This window comes from Catenulispora sp. EB89 (genome assembly GCF_041261445.1).
In the GTDB taxonomy this organism is placed as follows: domain Bacteria; phylum Actinomycetota; class Actinomycetes; order Streptomycetales; family Catenulisporaceae; genus Catenulispora.
Map to the genome: position 1 here is coordinate 242,114 of NZ_JBGCCU010000013.1, position 16,964 is coordinate 259,077.

Below are 16,964 nucleotides of genomic sequence, written 5' to 3' on the forward strand. Positions count from 1 at the left end.
CCGGCGGCGCGTGCTCAGCCGGCGGCCGCCGCTCCCGCCCCGGACCGCTCCCGCTCCCGCTCCGCCGGTCCCACCGGCGACGGCTCGACCCGCAGCAGCGGCGCGGCCCAGCCCGGCAGCCACCAGTTCCACCGGCCCAGGACCCCGACCAGGGCCGGGACCAGCAGTGCCCGCACGACCACGGCGTCCAGCAGGATGCCCGCGCCGAGGCCGGTCGCCAGCACCTTCACGTCCACCGTCGGGGTCGTCGACATCGACAGGAACGACAGGAACAGGATCAGCGCCGCGCTCGTCACCAGCCGTCCGGTCCGGCCGATTCCGGTGACCACCGCGCGGTCGGTGTCGCCGGTGGCGTCGTACTCCTCGCGCATGCGGGTGAGGATGAAGACCTCGTAGTCCATCGACAGCCCGAACAGGAACGCGAACACCATGATCGGCACCCACACCGTGACCGAGCCGGTCGCCGGGACGCCCCACAGCGCGCGGCTGCCGCGGCCGTCCTGCCAGACCAGCACCATCACGCCGTAGGCCGCGCCGACCGACAGCAGGTTGAACAGCACCGCCTTCGCCGCCAGCACCAGCGACCGGAACGCGCGGGTGAGCAGCACCAGGGTCAGCAGCGAGATCACCGTGAGCATCAACGGGAAGCTGCCGTAGACCGCGTGGATGAAGTCGTTCTGCGTCGGGCCGGAGCCGCCGACACCGAGCACGCCGGGCAGCGTCCGCGCCGCGTCCTGGACCGCCGAGATCTCGGCGTTGCCCGCGGTCGTCGACGGCTCGTGCCCGGTCACCACGTCCACGATCGCGGTCCCGCCGGCCCGGAACGAGGAGGCCGCGTACGCCGTGTACACGCCGGGCACCGAAGCCATCCGCGCGGCCACCGGCGCGGCGGCGTCCGGCGTGGTCAGCACCTCGATCGGCGCCAGCGCCCCGGACGGCACCCCGCCGTCGGTCAGCCGCACGAGCACGTCGTGCGCCGCACCGCGCTGCGCCGACGCGGCCGACGGCGGCTCGCCCAACCGCATCGACGTCAGCGGGACGACCAGCGCCACCAGCACCCCGGCGCCGACCACCGCGGCAGTCTTGCGATGCCGCAGCACGAACCGCGCCCACGCGCTCCACGGCCGGCTCGCGTGCGTCTCGCGGCGCCAGCGCGGCCGGTCGATGCGCGATCCGGCGGCGGCCAGCAGCACCGGCAGCAGCGTCACCGCCACCCCGATCGACACCAGCGGGATGAAGAACCCCGCGACGGCCATGTTCCGCAGCACCGGGACCGGCACGACCAGCATCGCCAGCAGGCTGACCGCCACCGTCAGCCCGGAGAACACCACCGCGCGCCCCGCGTGCTGCATCGCGCGCTCGACCGCGCTGTCGTTGTCGGCGCCGTTATCCCGCTCCTCCCGCCAGCGCGTCACGACCAGCAGCGAGTAGTCGATCGCCACGCCGAGTCCGATCAGCGCGACCAGGAACTCCACCAGCGAGCTCACCGAGGTGATCCGGCTCAGGCCGTTGATCAGCAGGAAGGTGCTCGGGATCGCCACGCCGGCCATCAGCAGCGGCAGGAAGGCCAGCAGACTGCCGAACACGTACGCCAGCACCGCCAGCGCGCCGAGCGAGCCCAGCAGCACCTCGACCAGCACGCCGTTGCCCTTGCTGGACCCGTTGCCCGACGCCAGCTGGTTGGCCCCGGTCACGCCGATCTGCCAGCCCGCCGGGGCGGCGCCTGCCGCGGCCACCTTGAGCCGGGGCGTCGTCGTATCGGTGCCGAACCCCTTCTCCGGCGGCGCGAACAGGAACGCGAAGGTGGTCCGGCCGTCGGTGGTGGTGAACTTCGGGTCGCCGGTGGTCTGCGCGTCCGCGAGCCGGGTGTTGGGGACGGCAGCGGCCGCCGCGGCGAAGATCTGGTGCGCCTGTTGGGATACCGCGCTTGTCCCTAGCTCAGGTGGTGCGGTCACGGTCAGCAGCGTCGGCAGCGTGTCGCCGCCGTCGTGATACAGGGCACTGATCTTCTGGTCGGCGACGTATCCGGGCTGCCCGGGCAGCGCGAAGTCGGTCGTCAGCCGGTTCACGGTCGAGCCCAGGGTGGCGAAGCCGGCGACGGCCATCGCCAGCCAGCACAGGGCCACGACCAGCTTGTGACGCAGGACGAGCTTGGTGATGCCGGGCATCTCGACTCCTCTTGACTCCTCGGATCAGGCGCGGGGCGCCATCGGTTTCCGCTTCCGGAGTCTGGCTCCCGGCGGGTTCGGAAACGTCCGGCCGGAGATGCGAATCCGTAGTCGGCCAGCGCGGTATCCGGGGTCCTCCACAGGATGTGTACAGCCGGGCGCGTACTGCCCCAGCAGTACGTCCCAGACCTCCCGCAAGCCGATGTCACGGCGCCGACCGGCGCCTATGCTGCGGCCGTGGCCATGTTCGTCTATGTGACGCTGCAACGACGGCGGTTCCCGCTCTTCGCGGACCTGCTCTACGTGGCCGTCCTGCTCATGCTCACCGTGCTGGGCTCGATCGGCGAGTCGCACCCGAGCCACGACCCCTTCCCGGCGTCGGCCGTCGCTCCGTGGCCCGCCTACTTGCTGGTCGCCGCCGGCTCTGTAGCGCTGTTCTGGCGCTATCGCCGACCGGTCGCCGCTTTGACCGTGACGCTCGTCTGCACCCTGACTTACACGGCGTTCGGCTACGAGAACGGCGCCGCGCTGCTCAATCCGATGTGCGCGCTCTACACCGTCGTGGTGACCGCGTGGCGGCCCACGACGCCGGGCGGCAGCGTCCGCGCGGTGCGTACGGCGCTGATCGCGACCGGCGTCACCTTCACCACGCTGGCGGTCGCCACCGCGGCACACAATCCGTTCGGGGCGATCGGCGGGTCGTTCGTCCTCATTCCCGGCGAGGTGGCGCTGGCGTTCTTCGCCGGGCTCGCGGTGGCGAATCAGCGTGCGTATGTGGACGCGATCCGGCAGCGTGCCGAGGACGCCGAGCGCGGCCGCGAGGACGAGGCGCGACGCCGCGTCGACGCCGAGCGCCTGCGCATAGCGCGGGAACTGCACGACGTGGTCGCGCACACGATGTCGACGATCAACCTCCAGGCCGGGGTGGCGGTCCACGTCTCCCGCGACTCCCCCGACCTTCCCGAGCCGGTCGCCGCCGCGCTCGGTACGATCCGCGACGCGAGCAAGAACGGGCTGCGCGAGCTGCGGGCGATCCTGGCCGTGCTGCGCCAGGTCGACGACGCGGAGTCCTCGGCGCCGACCGCTCCGACGCCCGACCTCGACGGCCTGCCGGCGCTGCTGGACACGGTGCGTGCGTCGGGGCTCCCGGTCAGCGTCGAGATCACCGGCGAGCGCCGCCGGCTGCCGGCCGCCGTGGAGCTGGCCGCGTATCGCATCGTGCAGGAGTCGCTGACCAACACGCTGCGGCACGCCGGGCCGGCGACTGCGACGGTGCGGATCCGTTACGGTGACGAGGAGTTGGACGTCCGCGTCACCGACGACGGCGTCGGCGCCGAAAACACCGGCAGCGAGACCCTCCACGGCAGCGGCCACGGCCTGATCGGCATGCGCGAGCGCGCCCTCGCCACCGGCGGCACGTTGCAGGCCCACCCGGGGCCGGCCGGCGGCTTCCTGGTCCGGGCCCGGCTCCCCCTGGGGAAGGAGACCGCATGATCCGCGTGCTGCTGGCCGACGACCAGGCGCTGATCCGCGTGGGCCTGCGGATGCTGATCGACTCGGCCGCCGACATGGAGGTCGCAGCCGAGGCCACGGACGGCGCGCAGGCCGTACGGCTGGCCGCCGAGACCCGCGCGGACGTCGTGCTGATGGACATCCGCATGCCCGGCGTCGACGGCCTGGAGGCGACCCGCCGCATCAGCGCCGACGAGGACCTGGCCGGCATCAAAGTCCTGATCCTCACCACCTTCGAAGCCGACGAGTACGTCTACGACGCCCTCCGCGCCGGCGCCTCCGGCTTCCTCCTCAAGGACACCGACCCCGGCGAACTCCTCCAGGCGATCCGCATCGTGGCCCGAGGCGACGCCCTCCTGTCCCCCAGCGTCACCCGCCGCCTGATAGCGGACGTGGTGAGCCGCCCCCGCACTCGCCCCGCACCGACCACCGACCCCCTGTCCGCGATCACGCAGCGCGAACGCGAGGTCCTGACCCTGGTCGGCACCGGCCTGTCCAACGACGAGATCGCCGCCACTCTGCACCTCTCGCCGCTGACCGCGAAGACGCACGTCAGCAGGCTGCTGACCAAGCTCGGGGCGCGGGACCGGGCGCAGCTGGTGGTGACGGCCTACGAGACCGGGCTGGTGGTGCCGGGGGCGACGGCTTTGTGAGGTGCGGGGCGGGGCAGGGCTGCTTGAGCTTCGGTCGTCTGGCCAGGAACTGCTGCTAGCTGCCGCTGGCTTGCGGGCTTGCTGGCTTGCTGGCTTGCTGGCTTGCTGGCTTGCTGGCTTGCTGGCTTGCTGGCTTGCTGGCTTGCTGGCTTGCTGGCTTGCTGGCTTGCTGGCCGCGCGAGCATCCCTTCAGCTCCCGCTGAACACCAGCCGCCGGAACTCGTTCCGCACCTCGGCGATCGTCCCGCGATCGCGGCTGTAGAACACCTTGTTCGTCAGCAGCACCGCCCAGCGCTGGCGCTCCCGCGAGACCCACATCCCGGTGCCGGTGAAGCCGTAGTGCAGCCAGACGTCCTCCTCGCCGGTCGCGGTCTTCGGGGAGGGCTGCCAGAACAGGCCGCGTGCCGGGTCCAGGGTGCCGGTGTGCAGGCGGAGCGATTCGCGGGTCCAGCGGGGGCCGAAGCCGACCGGGCCAGCGGATGCCCCGGGGTTGAGCAGGTACTGCAGGAAGCGGCCCAGATCCGTGGCGTCCGAGAAGGTCCCTGAAATGCCGCACACTCCGAGCAGTCGCCCTGAGAAGTCGTGTACCGAGCCGCGGACGTGCGCGCCGGCCTCCTCGTCGAACTCCGTCGGTGCGCACTGCTGAACCAGCTTGTCCGGGAGCGGGCCGTAGCGCGTCGCCGACATGCCGAGCGGTGTCCACACCGCGTCGCGGGCGACCTCGTCCAGGCGCCGGTCCGTCAGCTGCTCGACCAGGAATCCCAGGATCAGTGCCGACCGGTCCGTGTATTCCACGGCCTCGCCGGCCGGGCGGCGCATCGCCTCGCGCAGCACGCCGAGGCGCACCGCCTCCGGGTCCGTGCCGTAGGACGCGCGCAGGTTCGCGCGCAGCGGGACGCCGGAGGTGTGCGTCAGGAACTGGCGGATCGTGACGGCTCCGAGCGGGAACCCGGCCGCGTCCGGCAGGTGCTTGGCCAGCGGGTCGTCGAGGTCGATCTGCTCGTTCTCCCAGAGCGTCCCGACGGCCGCCCACCCCGCGATCACCTTCGTCAGGCTCGCCAGGTCGAACAACGTGTCCGCCCGCATCGGCCGCGCCGGGTCCGCCGGGTCCAGCAGCCCCGCCGCCCCCTGCGCCAGCACCCCGTCCGGGCCGCCGACGGCCCACACCGCGCCGGGGAACACCCGCCGCCCGACACCGCCCTCGACGAGATCGCCGATCCTCGTGGCAAGACTGTCCATCGGGCCCCGCTTCCGTTCGCCAGTGACACCCGAGCCTAGCCGGGCGCACCTTCGAACCTCGTCATCACGCGTCTATCAGCCTATTTACCCGCAGCGGCGCTCCCCAGGAACGGAACGCCGAGTTGCCGCTGCACCAAGTCCAGATGATGTCTCGGCATCTGCCGCCGGGTCAGCTTCAGCAACCCGGAGATCGTCCCGTCGGTCGCGGCCACGTCCCGCACCGCCGCGCCGAACGCCTCCGGATCCCACGGCGTGCCCTCGGAGACGATGACGCCCTCAGCAACAGCCCGGACATCAAGGTCCGCCGGCGCGACACGGACACCGATCCGCGTCGTGAGCCGATCGCCGACGAGCAGCCCGGCGACATAGCTCCGCGCAGCGGCAGTACCACGCAGCGGCCGAGGATCCGCACCCTCCACCCACGCGCTGACCGCCCCCAACATCAACCGCCCGGCCAGATGACTCGGGCGCTCCGACGACCCCTGATCGCCGAGATCCCACTGGTTGACCGAAGCCGTCACCGCGATCCGCCGCTCCGGCCAGAACCGCGAGACCTGGTTCCATCCCCACATGTACTCACCGCCATGACCGACGTGATAGCCAGGACTCCCGTGCTGGAAGACGTTCCACACGAACCCGACCGCGCTGTCAGGATCAGGACCACGACCAGCCTGCGGACTCACCATCGCGATCGCGGTCTCCGGCCTCAGGATCCTGACGTCGCCAAGCCGGCCCCCACCGGCCATCGCCAGCAAGAACCGCGCGTGATCGGACGGCGTCGTCAACGCGGTCCCCGCCGGATAGACGCCGGCATGGATCTGCGGCAGCCGGAACTGGAAGCCGTCGAGCGTGGCGTACCCGGTCGAGCGCCGAGCGAGCAAGTCAGCAGGCACGTGCTCAGCGTGCTGGGCCGGCGGGAAGCAGGTCGAGGTCATGCCCAGCGGCGTGAACAGATGCCGCCGCACCCACTCGGAGAACGAGACGCCCTCCGGGTTCAGCCGCTCGACCAGGTACCCGACCAGCCCGATCCCGACATTGCTGTACTGGTAGTGCGTGCCAACCGGCGTCACCCACAACGGCAGCAGACTGCCCTGGTAGGCATCGGTCCGCCCCTCGGCGAGGATCTTCGCAAGCAGGTCCCCCAACGCCATCGGCGGCACCAGGTCGCAGAACCCGAGATCCGAGCCGAGCCCGCTGCGGTGGGTCAGCAGATCCCGCAGGGTTATCTCGCGCTGCCCGTGCGGGTTGGTGACGCGCAGCCCGCCGAGGTGGTCGTTGACCGGATCGTCCAGGCCGATCAAACCTTGGTCGACGAGTTGCAGGACCGCGGTCGCGGTGTACGGCTTCGCGTCGGACCCGGTCGGGCCGACGGTCGTGGGCGTCATCGGACGGCCGGTGGCCAGGTCGGCGTACCCGTACCCCTTCGCCCAGACGACCTCGCCGTCCATCCCGAGGGCGATGGACATGCCAGGGGCCTTGCACAGCGTGAGGATCTCCGGGACGAGGACGTCGAGGGCTTCGGCCAAATGCGTCACGTTCATGTGTCAATGTTTTAGTTGACACTTGCCGACTCGTCAAGCAAACGGTTGACTGCAAGAATAGGCCGGGTGCCCGAGCTGCCCGACCTCTCCTCCCTGATCGCCGAGCTGGACGCCCGCACCGCTGCCGACAGCGAGCCCGGCGACCTGCCCCGCCTCGCCGCCGCCGAGGAGATCGCCGACGAGCTCGCCGCCCTCGGCGCCCGCCTGGTCGGCTACTACGTCGAGCAGGCCCGCGCGCGCGGGAACTCCTGGGCCGACATCGGCGGCCACCTGGGCATCAGCCGACAGGCGGCACAGCAGCGGTACGCCCCGGCGCGCTTCCAGCTGACCGTCGGCGACCTCATCGCGACCGGCGCCCTGGACCGCCTCACCGACCGCACCCGGGCCGTCCTCGTCCGCGCCGAACAGCACGCCGCCCGGCTCGGGAGCGGCGTCGTCGAACCCGGACACGTGCTGCTCGCGATGCTCGACGATGACGACACCCTGGCGGTCCAAGCGTTGGAGCGGCTGGAGGTCGACACAGGCGGAATTCGCCATGCCCTGGAAGGAACGCCTGCGGCCGCACCCCCGCGCCTGGTCTCGACCCCCCTCGGCGCTCCGGCACGCCGACTCCTGGAGACCGCGCTCGTCCAGGCCCTGAAGCTGAACCACAACTACATCGGCACCGAACACCTCCTGCTCGCCCTCGCCCACACGCCCAACGACCCCGCCGCGCAACTGCTCGCGGACCGCGGCGTCAGCTACGACCGGGCCCGCGAAGCCGTGCAAGCGGTGATCGACGAGTATCTGCGCCGCCGATAGAAGATCTTCGGCCCCGGCGACAACCGGACAGCCCCGGAATCCGTGGAGTGGTTGGTCAGAACACGGCACCACCACAGCACGACCACGGCACGACCCGCAGCACACCAACGGGATGAGGGGCGGACGGATGCGCGGACCCGACGAGAAGGAGTTCGGCGAGCTGGTGGCCGGGCGCTCGCACGCGCTCAGACGCACGGCATACCTGATGTGCGGCGACTGGCACCAGGCCGAGGACCTGGTCCAGACGACGTTCGTCAAGCTCTACTGCGCGTGGGGCAAGGTCAACCGCGGCGACAACCTGGACGCCTACCTCCGCAAGACCCTGCTTCACACCTGCATCGACGAGAAACGGCGCGGCTGGTTCCGCCGGGAGTGGCCGACCTCCGCCCCGCCGGACGTCCCGGACGTCTCCGCCGTCCCGTCGGACGACCGCGACCTGCTGGTCGGTGCGCTGCGGCGGATCTCGCCGGGCCAGCGGGCCGTGCTGGTGCTGCGCTACTGGGAAGACCTGGACGTCGAGGAGACGGCCCGCGTGCTCGGCTGCTCCACCGGCACGGTGAAGAGCCAGACCGCACGCGGCTTGGCGGCGCTGCGCGCGGTGGTCGGTGATCTCAGAACCTCCGACTCCCCGGTCTTCGACGACGTCACAGCGATCAAGGGGTGCTCATGAACACCGACCAGGAATGGGCCCGCGAGCTGTTCGAGCGTTCGCGGCAGGGCGAGGAGCCGGCCTGGATCGCCGACCACGCCGAGATGATGCGCACCGGACAGCGCCGGAACCGCGTCAGGGCCCTGGCGGCGTCCGGCAGCGTGCTCGCCACCGCCGCCGTGGTGGCCGCCGTCGGGATCGGCGTGGCCGGCGGCGTGGACCGCAAGGCGCCCGAGCCGGCTCCCGGCACCAGCGTCGCGCCCCCGACGAAGACCGTGGCCGCGAAGGCGGTCGCGGACCCTGCCAAGGTCCTCGACTACGCGGACTTCAGCGGCTTCTCCACCAAGGACGGCAAGGGCAACGCCGGCGGCTTCTTCAACAACTACTACATCGCGGTCTCGACCACGACGGCGCGCGACACCATGCGGCTGCTGAGCACGCTGGATCCCGCCCTCGGACACATCGCCAGGACGGCGCCGATCGGCGACCGCGTCCGGCTGGTGCCGGACACCGACCCGATGGCGCAGGACATGGCCAGCCTGAACGCCACCGTCCTGTGGACGGAGAGCGGGTTGCCGGCGTCGGCACTGCAGTCCGCCAAGGCGACGGCCCCGACCGGCACACTGCTCGTGTCGTATGTGGACGCCGCCGGCGAAAACCCGGTGGGCAAGGCGACCTGCATCACGGACGGCGACACCAACACGGATCTGCTCCACCCCGTCAAGACCTCGGCCAACGGCTGGATGGACACGGCCCAGTGGGGCCCGTGCACGAAATCAACGCTGCCCGACGGATCCACCCTGCTCAGTGCGACCAAGTCCTACGGCCCCTACGTCGTCACCGACGTCGCCCGCAGGTTCCCCGGCACCGGCGGCGAAGTGGTGCTGGAGTGGCACAACTACGCCGACATCCCGCAGGTGCCGACCGCCGGAGAGCCGATGGCGCCGCCCCAGCCCGATCCCCGGCGCCTCCTCTCAGGGAACCCGGTCGCCCCCGACAAGCTGGTGGCCGCGCTCTCCGACGCCGGCCTGACGCCGCCCCTGACACCGGAGCCGGTCACCGCCCCGTCGAACACCCCGCTCCAGCCGTTCAGCTTCGGCCCGGGCTGGAAGGCCGACCCGGCGGGATCCCACGGCTCGACCGCCGCGCTGACGGTGGAGAACGGCTGCGTCTACGAACAGCACACCGTGGCCACCAAGCAGCCGATCGACAGCTTCACCGGAACCACACCCAGCGGCATCCAGGCCGACGCGACCGCCTCGGTGGACATCATGGCCGCCGGCTCAGGCCCGCACTGGATGGACGACCTGCGCCAGCACGGCACCGGCGGCTGCGACACGGCCGCCTACCGCTTCAGCCTCGACACCATGTCGCCGGTGCCCGCCGGGACCGGCGACGACGCGTTCATCGAGAACTGGTACGGCCAGGACCGCGTGACGATCTTCATCCGGTTCGGCGACGACATCATGCGAGTGGACGTGTCTGCCTCGGCTCAGAACCAGCACGCCTTCACCCAGGCGGACAAGGCCTGGTTCGTGGACCTGGCCACCAAGATCGCCGCGCGGGTCGACGGCAAGAGCTGAACGCGCATGATCACGACCGGATAGGGCGGCTGCGCGCAAAAAGCGGGCCCGGATCGTCAAGTCGGACGTTCCGGGCCCTGCCATGCTCGGCAATGCCCCCGCTTTGCCCGCCGATCGCGACGCATTCACCGTTTTCGCCGCATTCGCCAGGGACTATCCCGGCGCCGCCCGGGAAGGCTCTGGGTGGCGAAGTCTCGGGCCAGGGGTTGTCGGCGGTCGGCGGTCGAATGGGAACCGTCATTTCTGCGGCGCGCGTGGAAGGCGGCGGTGGGGGATGCCGGGTATGGACATGGGCTCGGGCACCGGTGGCGGGTCGGCGTTGCTGGCGCTGGCCGAGATCGCCCTGTTCTGGAGCGCGACGGTCGTGCACCTACTGCGCCTGCTGTCGCCGACGCGGCTGCCCGACGCGGATCGGCCGACGGACGCCGGACACGCGGTGATGGGTGTCGGCATGACGCTCATGGTGTTCCCGGGGGTCTCGGTCGGGACGTTGCACGCCGCCGCCGCGGGCTACGCCGTCCTGGCCGTCGCCTACCTCGGCCGCACCACACTCACGCTTCGGCGGAGCGCCGCGCAGCACCGCTGCCAGAACGCGGCGATCGCCGCCGGTTTGGGCGCGATGGCCTACATGCTCGCCGACCCCACGCATCCGCCGGCGTGGGTCCCGCTCGGCGTCGCGGCGGTGCTCGCGGCGTGCGCGCTCGTGCACGGCCGACGGCTGATCGACGCGCGCCACCGGCACGGCGCCACCGTCGGTGCTGGCACCGGCACTGGCACCGGCACCACCGCCTGGGCCCCACAGATGCTGGTCACGGTGCCGCATCTCGGCGCGCTGCTGATGACCGTGGCGATGGCGGCGATGGTGGGCGTCGCAGGAAGCTGACACCCGGCCACCGCCGCCGAGCACTCGGCGTTTCAGCGATCTCAGCGGATGGTGACCGGAACCGTCACCGTCGTCTCGTCGATATCGCTGGTCCGCACCGTCACCGCCAACTGCCACTTCCCCGCCAGCGGAATCGTCGCGTTCCCGTAGTAGTGCGACGTCCCGCCGCCGCTCAGCCCCAACGGCAACGGCCCGAGCTGCCGCGCGGGCAGCGACATGGTCGCCGTCAGCTCCGGTACGACCTCCGGTTCCCCGGCCGGATTGACCACCTCGATGTGCACGAGATCGGTGCCCGCCTTCGCCGGCGAGACGAAAATCTGCACGCTGCCCTTGCCGTTGGTCCCGCCGGTGTCGAAGGCGACGGTCGTCGAGACCGGCGCCTCGAACGCGGTGCGGGCCGGCGGAGCGTTCACCAGCATCGCCGTGATGCCCAGCACCCCGGCGGCGAGCACGACCTCCAGACCGGTCGAGCGACGCAGCTGGCGGATCGCCACCTCATCGGGACGCGCCGCGCCGGCCAGGTAGTGCGCGATCCACACCCGGGCCAGGTAGCCCAGGGCGATCAGCAATCCGACGCCAAGCAGCTTGATCAGCAGCAGCCTGCCGTAAACCGTGCCGGTCAGCGCTCCCAACGTCCCGACCTGGCGCCACGCCTGATACGTGCCGGTGGCGACCAGCACCCCGATGCAGCACAGCGCGATGGCCGAGAACCGCCGCACGGCCCCGGCCATCACGGCGACGTCGGGACCGCCCGAACCTCCCGGACGCAGCAGCGCGGTGACCACCACGACCAGACCACCGAGCCAGATCCCCATCGCCGTCACGTGCAGGATGTCGAGCGGCAGCGCCAGCGCGACCTGCGAGCCGACGCCGGCGTGATCCGCTGCGGCCCACGTCGCGGCCAGCCCGGCCGCCAAGGCCGCGCCGACGGCGGCAGCCGCGATCCGCACCCTGACCGACGCCTGCTCGATCTTGGGCAGCAGCGTCGCCAAAGCGGTGCCGACCGCGCCGAGCAGCACCAGCCGGACCGCCAGCGCCGTGCCGAGCCGGGTCCCGATGGTGGTCCGCAGCACGGCCGTGTCGAAGACCCGGCCCAGCCCGAACCCGCCGTCATAAGGACCCTGCAACCCGAGCACGGCGACGGTGGCGACCACCAGGGCCGCCCAGCCCGCGCCGATCATGGTCTGGACCCGCCGCGAGCCGGCTCCCGCAGGCCAGCAGCAGAGCAGGAACCCGGTCGCCCCGACCACCAGCGCGAAGCCGCCGAAGGCGACGCCTCGGGCGATGCCGTACAGGACGCCGACCGTCCTGCTCCCGGCGGCGTTCAGCGTGTCCTGGGACACCGAGGTCGCCGAGGAGGCCCCGACGCTGAACGTGAACGCGCCGGACACCGGATGCGAGTCCGCCGAGATCACGTGCCAGGCCACGGTGTAGGTGCCCCGGCCCAGGTTCGAGCTCAGCGCCACCTCGACGGTGTCCGACTGCCCCGCCGGATGCGTCGGGCTGCCCTCGTCCACGCGGGCCCCGGACGGCGAGAACACCCGCAGCGCCCCGAACTGCATCTGGACCGCCTCGTCGAAGCGCACCGAAACCGTGCCCGGCGCGGCGGCGACCACCTGTCCGTCCCCCGGAGACGTCGACACCACGGTGGCGTGCGCGGACGCGTTGGGCGCCACGGCGACGAGCACCGTGAGGACCAACGCGGCCACATACGCGAGACGACGCATCATTCGGTCGTCCCGGCTCCCTTACGCCGAGCCGCGCTGATCCCGAACGCGCCCGCCCCCAGGCCCAGCACCCCGACCACGATGCCGGCGATGCCCAAGCCGCGGGCCGTGGAGTCGCTGGTCTTGGCGGCGGCGGTCGTGGTCGTGCCGGTCGAGGACGACGGCGCGGACACCGTGGCGCTCGCGGTCGTCTGCGAACTCGGCGAGGACGGCGCCGACGAGCCCCCGTCGGGCACGGCCGCGGTCAGGGTCAGCACCGGCGCCGGGTGGTCGGGCTCGGGCTGGCCGGGCTGCTGGACGTCGATCCAGCGGACGACGTCGCCGTTGGAGTAGGTCTGCAGGGCCTTGAACGTCAGGCTGTCCGCGTTGTCCGGCAGGCTGCCGAGCATCACCCGGAAGCCCTGGTACTGCCCCGGGGCGAGCTGGCCGCCGCTCCAGGTGATCCGCTGCACGACCTGGGTGACGGTGCCGTCGTCGGTCTTGATCGGGGTGGTCAGGGTGAGGTTGTCGACCTTGACGGTCCAGCCCGGCGTCGGCTCGGGCAGCACGCCGGTGATCGGCTTGTCGGTCGGGAAGTCGACCTCGACCTGCGTGGTGTTCGCCTGCGCCTCCTCGTTGGGGACGCGGAAGGTCAGCTCGACGTCGCTGCCGCCCTTGGGGGAGGTGTTGGGGCCGATGGTGACGTGCGCGGAGGCCGGGCCGGCGATCGCCAGCACGGTGAGGACGGCGCCGGCCAGCGCCGATCCGCGAAGGAGCTTGGACATGGTGAGGTCTCCAGGTGATGACGGGAAAGGAAGGTCAGAACGTCGGCGGGCCGTCGCGGCACGCCGATATCACCCGCTCGTGCGAGTGAGGGCTACTGACAGACCGCCGTCGGCGGGCCTCTCCTGATCACCGTGAACTGCAACGCCCGCGCCACGGCCGGACGTCGGACGTCGAGGCCGACAGCCCGCATCGCTCGCGGCGCCGAGGGAACCGGCCGCGTCCCGAGCAGCCAGCACGCCACCATCCGCCACGACGCGCCCACGACCGCACGGGCATCTTCGACGACCGCGAACAGCGCGGCCTCACCGCGACGGAGCCACCAGGCGGTGACCGCGGCGGCAAGGATGTGGGCGATCGTCATGCCGGAGGTCATGCCGGACGTCATCCCGGAAGTCATGCCGGGCATCGATCCGTGTGCCGATACGCGCGAAACCGCGTCAACCATTCCCGGCATATCACCCACGCCGGGCATCGATCCCGGCGCCGCCACCGACGTCACCGACGTCATCGCCGCCACCGACGCCGCGTGACCGGCCGAGTCCTGCACCGCCTGGAACAGCAGGTGCAGCCCGATCTGCGAGCCGCCGACCAGCAGCCCGATCGAGGCCAGCCCGCGCTCCCCGACCGCCGCGGCGATCCGTGCGAAGCAGAACACCGCCACCGCGCCGAAAGCCTCGGCGGCGAACGGGATGCCCGTCGCCGACATCAACCGGTGTGCCGCCACCGCCAAAAAGGTGCAGACCGTCGCGAAAACGACGGCCCGCGCGTTCGGGGCGAGACTCCGGAGCTCCATGGCGCACACATCATCGCACCGGATCCCCACACCGTCTCCAGTGCCCCGCCGGGCGCCGGCCGAACCGGCGCGGCGAGGCGGAACAGTGCCCTTTTATGGCGTGCTTCTGTGACAACCGCCGCAGCCCTGGACAACACCGCCCGCAGAGATCGATCCGGGGTGTGGGACCATGGGGCCGAACCGGGCCGCCGACGACCGAACCGCCGCCACTCCCCGGTCACCGGCCAGTCACGAGGAGCACAAGGAGCACGCCCATGGGCGACGGGATGAGCGGCCCCGGCTGGATGCCCGAGGCTCCGGTCACGCTGAGCAGACTGCTGGCGTGGCATCCGCAGCCGATCCCGGTGCTGCCCGCCGCGTGCCTGCTGCTGGGGTTGCTGTACGTGCTCGGGGTGTGGCGCCTGCACCGGCGCGGCGACCGCTGGCCGCCGGGCCGCACAGTGGCGTTCCTGCTCGGCATCGCCACCATCATCGAGGTGACGGCGACCGGCATCGGCGGCTACGGCATGCAGCTGATGAGCATCCACATGGTGCAGCACATGGTGCTGTCGATGGTGAGCCCGGTCCTGCTCCTGCTCGGAGCCCCGATCACGCTCGCCCTGCGCACCCTGCCCGCCGCCCCCCACGGCCGCCTCGGCGCCCGCGAGGTGCTGGTGCACGTCCTGCACTCGCGCGCGGCGAAGGTGATCACGGCACCGTGGTTCACGCTGCCGCTGTTCGTCGGAAGCCTCTACGGCCTCTACTTCACATCGCTGTTCACGACGCTGATGAGCACCTGGTGGACCCACGACCTGATGCTGGTCCACTTCCTCGGCGTCGGACTGCTGTTCTTCTACCCGATCCTCGGCGTCGACCCCGGCCCGCGCCGGCCGAACCCGGTGCTGGGCATCCTGGAGCTGTTCGGCGGCATGCCGTTCCACGCGTTCTTCGGCATCGCGGTGATGATGGAGAGCTCGCTGACCACGACGGTGTTCACCCACCACCCGGCCACCTGGTCCGGCACGCCGCTGTCCGACGAACACGCGGCGGGCGCGATCGCGTGGGCGTTCTCGGAGATCCCGAGCGTGCTGGTGCTGCTGGTGCTGTTCATGCAGTGGCGGCGGGCCGACACGCGGGCGGCGGTGCGGCAGGACCGGGCTGCGGACCGGGACAACGACGCCGAGCTGACCGCTTACAACCAGTATTTGGCGGGGCTGAATCAGGGCGGTTCCTGAGGGGCGCTTGCGCTGCTTGAGCGGTTGCGTCCCGCGAACTCACCAGCTCGCGGAACGCAACCTCACCGACAGTCCGCCACCGCTCAAGAAGCCGGGACCGTCTGCTCCGGCGTCAACGAGTTCCCCGCGCCGATCCACCCGCAGTCCGAAGGCGCCGTCCGGCCCGCGAAGCGGTCGTCCAGCCACCCCAGCGCCAGCGGCGCCCACGGCACGGCCGTGCCGGTGTGGCTCAGCAGGTCGAACTGGTCGTACTTGATCGAGCCGTCGCCGGTCGCGCAGTACTGGCGCGCCAGCGCCCGCACGTCGCCGGCGACCATCACGCCGTCGCCGGTGCCGATGCCCTGCGGGTTCGAGAACGTGCCCTCCAGCACGCCGCCGTCGCCCTGCGCGATGTAGCCCGGGATGGTCGGGGTGCCGACGGAGCCGAGGTTGATCTTGTTCACCGCGGCCACGAACTCCGGCACCGAGTCCGGGTTCGCGTACTGCGGCTTGGCCATCTGCTGCCAGGTCAGCCCCGGGTAGCGTCCGAGCGCGTTCACGATCGAGCCCTGCTGCAGCTGGTTGTAGACCTGCATCCCGTACGGCGTCAGGTACTTGCTGAAGTCGATCCCGTACGAGCGCGCGACGCCGATGATCGCCATCGGGATGACGCCGGACCACACCAGCGAGCCCGCGACGTACTTCAGGTTGTGTGCCGGGTCGACCAGCAGGCCGCCCTCCGCGAACCCGACCAGGTTCTGGTTGACCTCGGGCGCGTAGGACGGAGCGAGCGCAGCGGCCCAGCCGGTCGCGATGGCGCCGCCGGAGTAGCCCTCCAGCCCGAACTTGGTGCTCCCGTTCATCCCGGTCCCGGCCGCGCTGCTCTCGGCCGCGCGGATCGAGTCCAGCGTCGTGGTGCCGTACTCCGGTCCGGCGGCGAAGTCGGCGGTCTGGCCCTCGGTGTCCGGGATGACGACGTTGTAGCCCTGGAGCACCAGCGGCGCGACGAACAGCGCCTCGGCGTTGGGGATGACCCCGCCGAGCGTCAGGTCGCCGGCGATGGCCCGCGACGGACTGTCCGCGGGGTTCAGCGAGTCGTAGAACGACTGGTACGACACGGCTTTGCCGCTGTCCCCGGTGATGCTCCGGATCACCGACGTCACCCCGGCGCTCGGCCGGCCCTGCGCGTCGGTGGTGCGGAACAGGATCTGGATCGCGGTGACCGGCGTCGGGATGCCGACCACGTGGTACTGCAACGTCCGCGTGTCCAGGACGGTGCCCGGAGCGTACGACGCCAACGGCGCCGAACCGCTGTAGCTGTAGAACGGGTCGGACGCGGCGGCCGAGGACGCCGTGGCCGTGGCGGTACCGATCCCGGCCGCGGCGAGGGCCACCACGGCGGTGGCGGCGGCGAAACGCCTGACTGGTCTTCTGCGCATGGCACTCCTTGGCGGGTG

14 protein-coding genes are annotated in these 16,964 nt (G+C 71.5%); 7 read left to right on the forward strand and 7 right to left on the reverse strand.

The features are described 5' to 3' along the window. Positions 1-14 precede the first annotated feature (14 nt). On the reverse strand, positions 15-2,168 hold the full coding sequence (locus ABH920_RS26975) for an MMPL family transporter (RefSeq protein WP_370351920.1): 2,154 nt from the start codon (positions 2,166-2,168) through the stop codon (positions 15-17). Positions 2,169-2,411: 243 nt separating this feature from the next. On the opposite strand from ABH920_RS26975, the gene ABH920_RS26980 reads away from it, so the two are divergent. Beyond that, complete coding sequence (locus tag ABH920_RS26980; protein ID WP_370351977.1) at positions 2,412-3,662, forward strand: sensor histidine kinase; 1,251 nt, start codon at positions 2,412-2,414, stop codon at positions 3,660-3,662. Next, entirely contained in the window at positions 3,659-4,333 is a 675-nt protein-coding gene (locus ABH920_RS26985; RefSeq protein WP_370351921.1) for a response regulator, read from the forward strand. Before ABH920_RS26980 ends, ABH920_RS26985 begins: the two co-directional genes overlap by 4 nt. A gap of 189 nt (positions 4,334-4,522) precedes the next feature. Here ABH920_RS26985 and ABH920_RS26990 read toward each other — a convergent pair whose 3' ends face one another. Both ABH920_RS26990 and ABH920_RS26995 read right to left on the reverse strand, forming a co-directional pair. After that, positions 4,523-5,572, reverse strand: coding sequence for a serine hydrolase domain-containing protein (locus ABH920_RS26990; protein ID WP_370351922.1), 1,050 nt, complete (start codon positions 5,570-5,572; stop codon positions 4,523-4,525). A gap of 80 nt (positions 5,573-5,652) precedes the next feature. Further along, positions 5,653-7,113, reverse strand: coding sequence for a serine hydrolase domain-containing protein (locus tag ABH920_RS26995; RefSeq protein ID WP_370351923.1), 1,461 nt, complete (start codon positions 7,111-7,113; stop codon positions 5,653-5,655). A gap of 66 nt (positions 7,114-7,179) precedes the next feature. Here ABH920_RS26995 and ABH920_RS27000 point away from each other — a divergent pair, with 66 nt between their 5' ends. The 4 genes from ABH920_RS27000 (at position 7,180) to ABH920_RS27015 (ending at position 11,029) form a co-directional block, all read left to right on the forward strand. After that, entirely contained in the window at positions 7,180-7,914 is a 735-nt protein-coding gene (locus ABH920_RS27000; protein WP_370351924.1) for a Clp protease N-terminal domain-containing protein, read from the forward strand. 127 nt (positions 7,915-8,041) lie between these two features. Beyond that, positions 8,042-8,584 carry a SigE family RNA polymerase sigma factor gene (locus tag ABH920_RS27005; protein ID WP_370351925.1) on the forward strand — a complete coding sequence of 181 codons (543 nt, stop codon included), beginning with the start codon at positions 8,042-8,044 and terminating at the stop codon, positions 8,582-8,584. Continuing rightward, positions 8,581-10,146 (forward strand): hypothetical protein, encoded by a 1,566-nt coding sequence (locus ABH920_RS27010; protein WP_370351926.1) that lies wholly within the window; start codon positions 8,581-8,583, stop codon positions 10,144-10,146. The genes ABH920_RS27005 and ABH920_RS27010 overlap by 4 nt, the downstream gene beginning before the upstream one ends. Positions 10,147-10,429: 283 nt before the next feature. Continuing rightward, positions 10,430-11,029 (forward strand): DUF5134 domain-containing protein, encoded by a 600-nt coding sequence (locus ABH920_RS27015; RefSeq protein WP_370351927.1) that lies wholly within the window; start codon positions 10,430-10,432, stop codon positions 11,027-11,029. Between the two features lie 41 nt (positions 11,030-11,070). Here the strand turns inward: ABH920_RS27015 and ABH920_RS27020 are convergent, their stop codons facing one another. From ABH920_RS27020 to ABH920_RS27030, 3 genes are all read right to left on the reverse strand, one after another. Next, positions 11,071-12,759 carry a copper resistance CopC/CopD family protein gene (locus tag ABH920_RS27020; RefSeq protein WP_370351928.1) on the reverse strand — a complete coding sequence of 563 codons (1,689 nt, stop codon included), beginning with the start codon at positions 12,757-12,759 and terminating at the stop codon, positions 11,071-11,073. Continuing rightward, positions 12,756-13,520, reverse strand: coding sequence for a YcnI family protein (locus tag ABH920_RS27025; RefSeq protein ID WP_370351929.1), 765 nt, complete (start codon positions 13,518-13,520; stop codon positions 12,756-12,758). The genes ABH920_RS27020 and ABH920_RS27025 overlap by 4 nt, the downstream gene beginning before the upstream one ends. A 92-nt stretch (positions 13,521-13,612) precedes the next feature. Continuing rightward, positions 13,613-14,314 carry a hypothetical protein gene (locus tag ABH920_RS27030; protein ID WP_370351930.1) on the reverse strand — a complete coding sequence of 234 codons (702 nt, stop codon included), beginning with the start codon at positions 14,312-14,314 and terminating at the stop codon, positions 13,613-13,615. A gap of 254 nt (positions 14,315-14,568) precedes the next feature. On the opposite strand from ABH920_RS27030, the gene ABH920_RS27035 reads away from it, so the two are divergent. Further along, positions 14,569-15,528, forward strand: coding sequence for a cytochrome c oxidase assembly protein (locus ABH920_RS27035; RefSeq protein ID WP_370351931.1), 960 nt, complete (start codon positions 14,569-14,571; stop codon positions 15,526-15,528). Positions 15,529-15,611: 83 nt separating this feature from the next. On the opposite strand, the gene ABH920_RS27040 is transcribed toward ABH920_RS27035, so the two are convergent. Next, positions 15,612-16,946, reverse strand: a complete 1,335-nt coding sequence (locus ABH920_RS27040) for a lipase family protein (protein WP_370351932.1) — start codon at positions 16,944-16,946, stop codon at positions 15,612-15,614. Positions 16,947-16,964 lie beyond the last annotated feature (18 nt).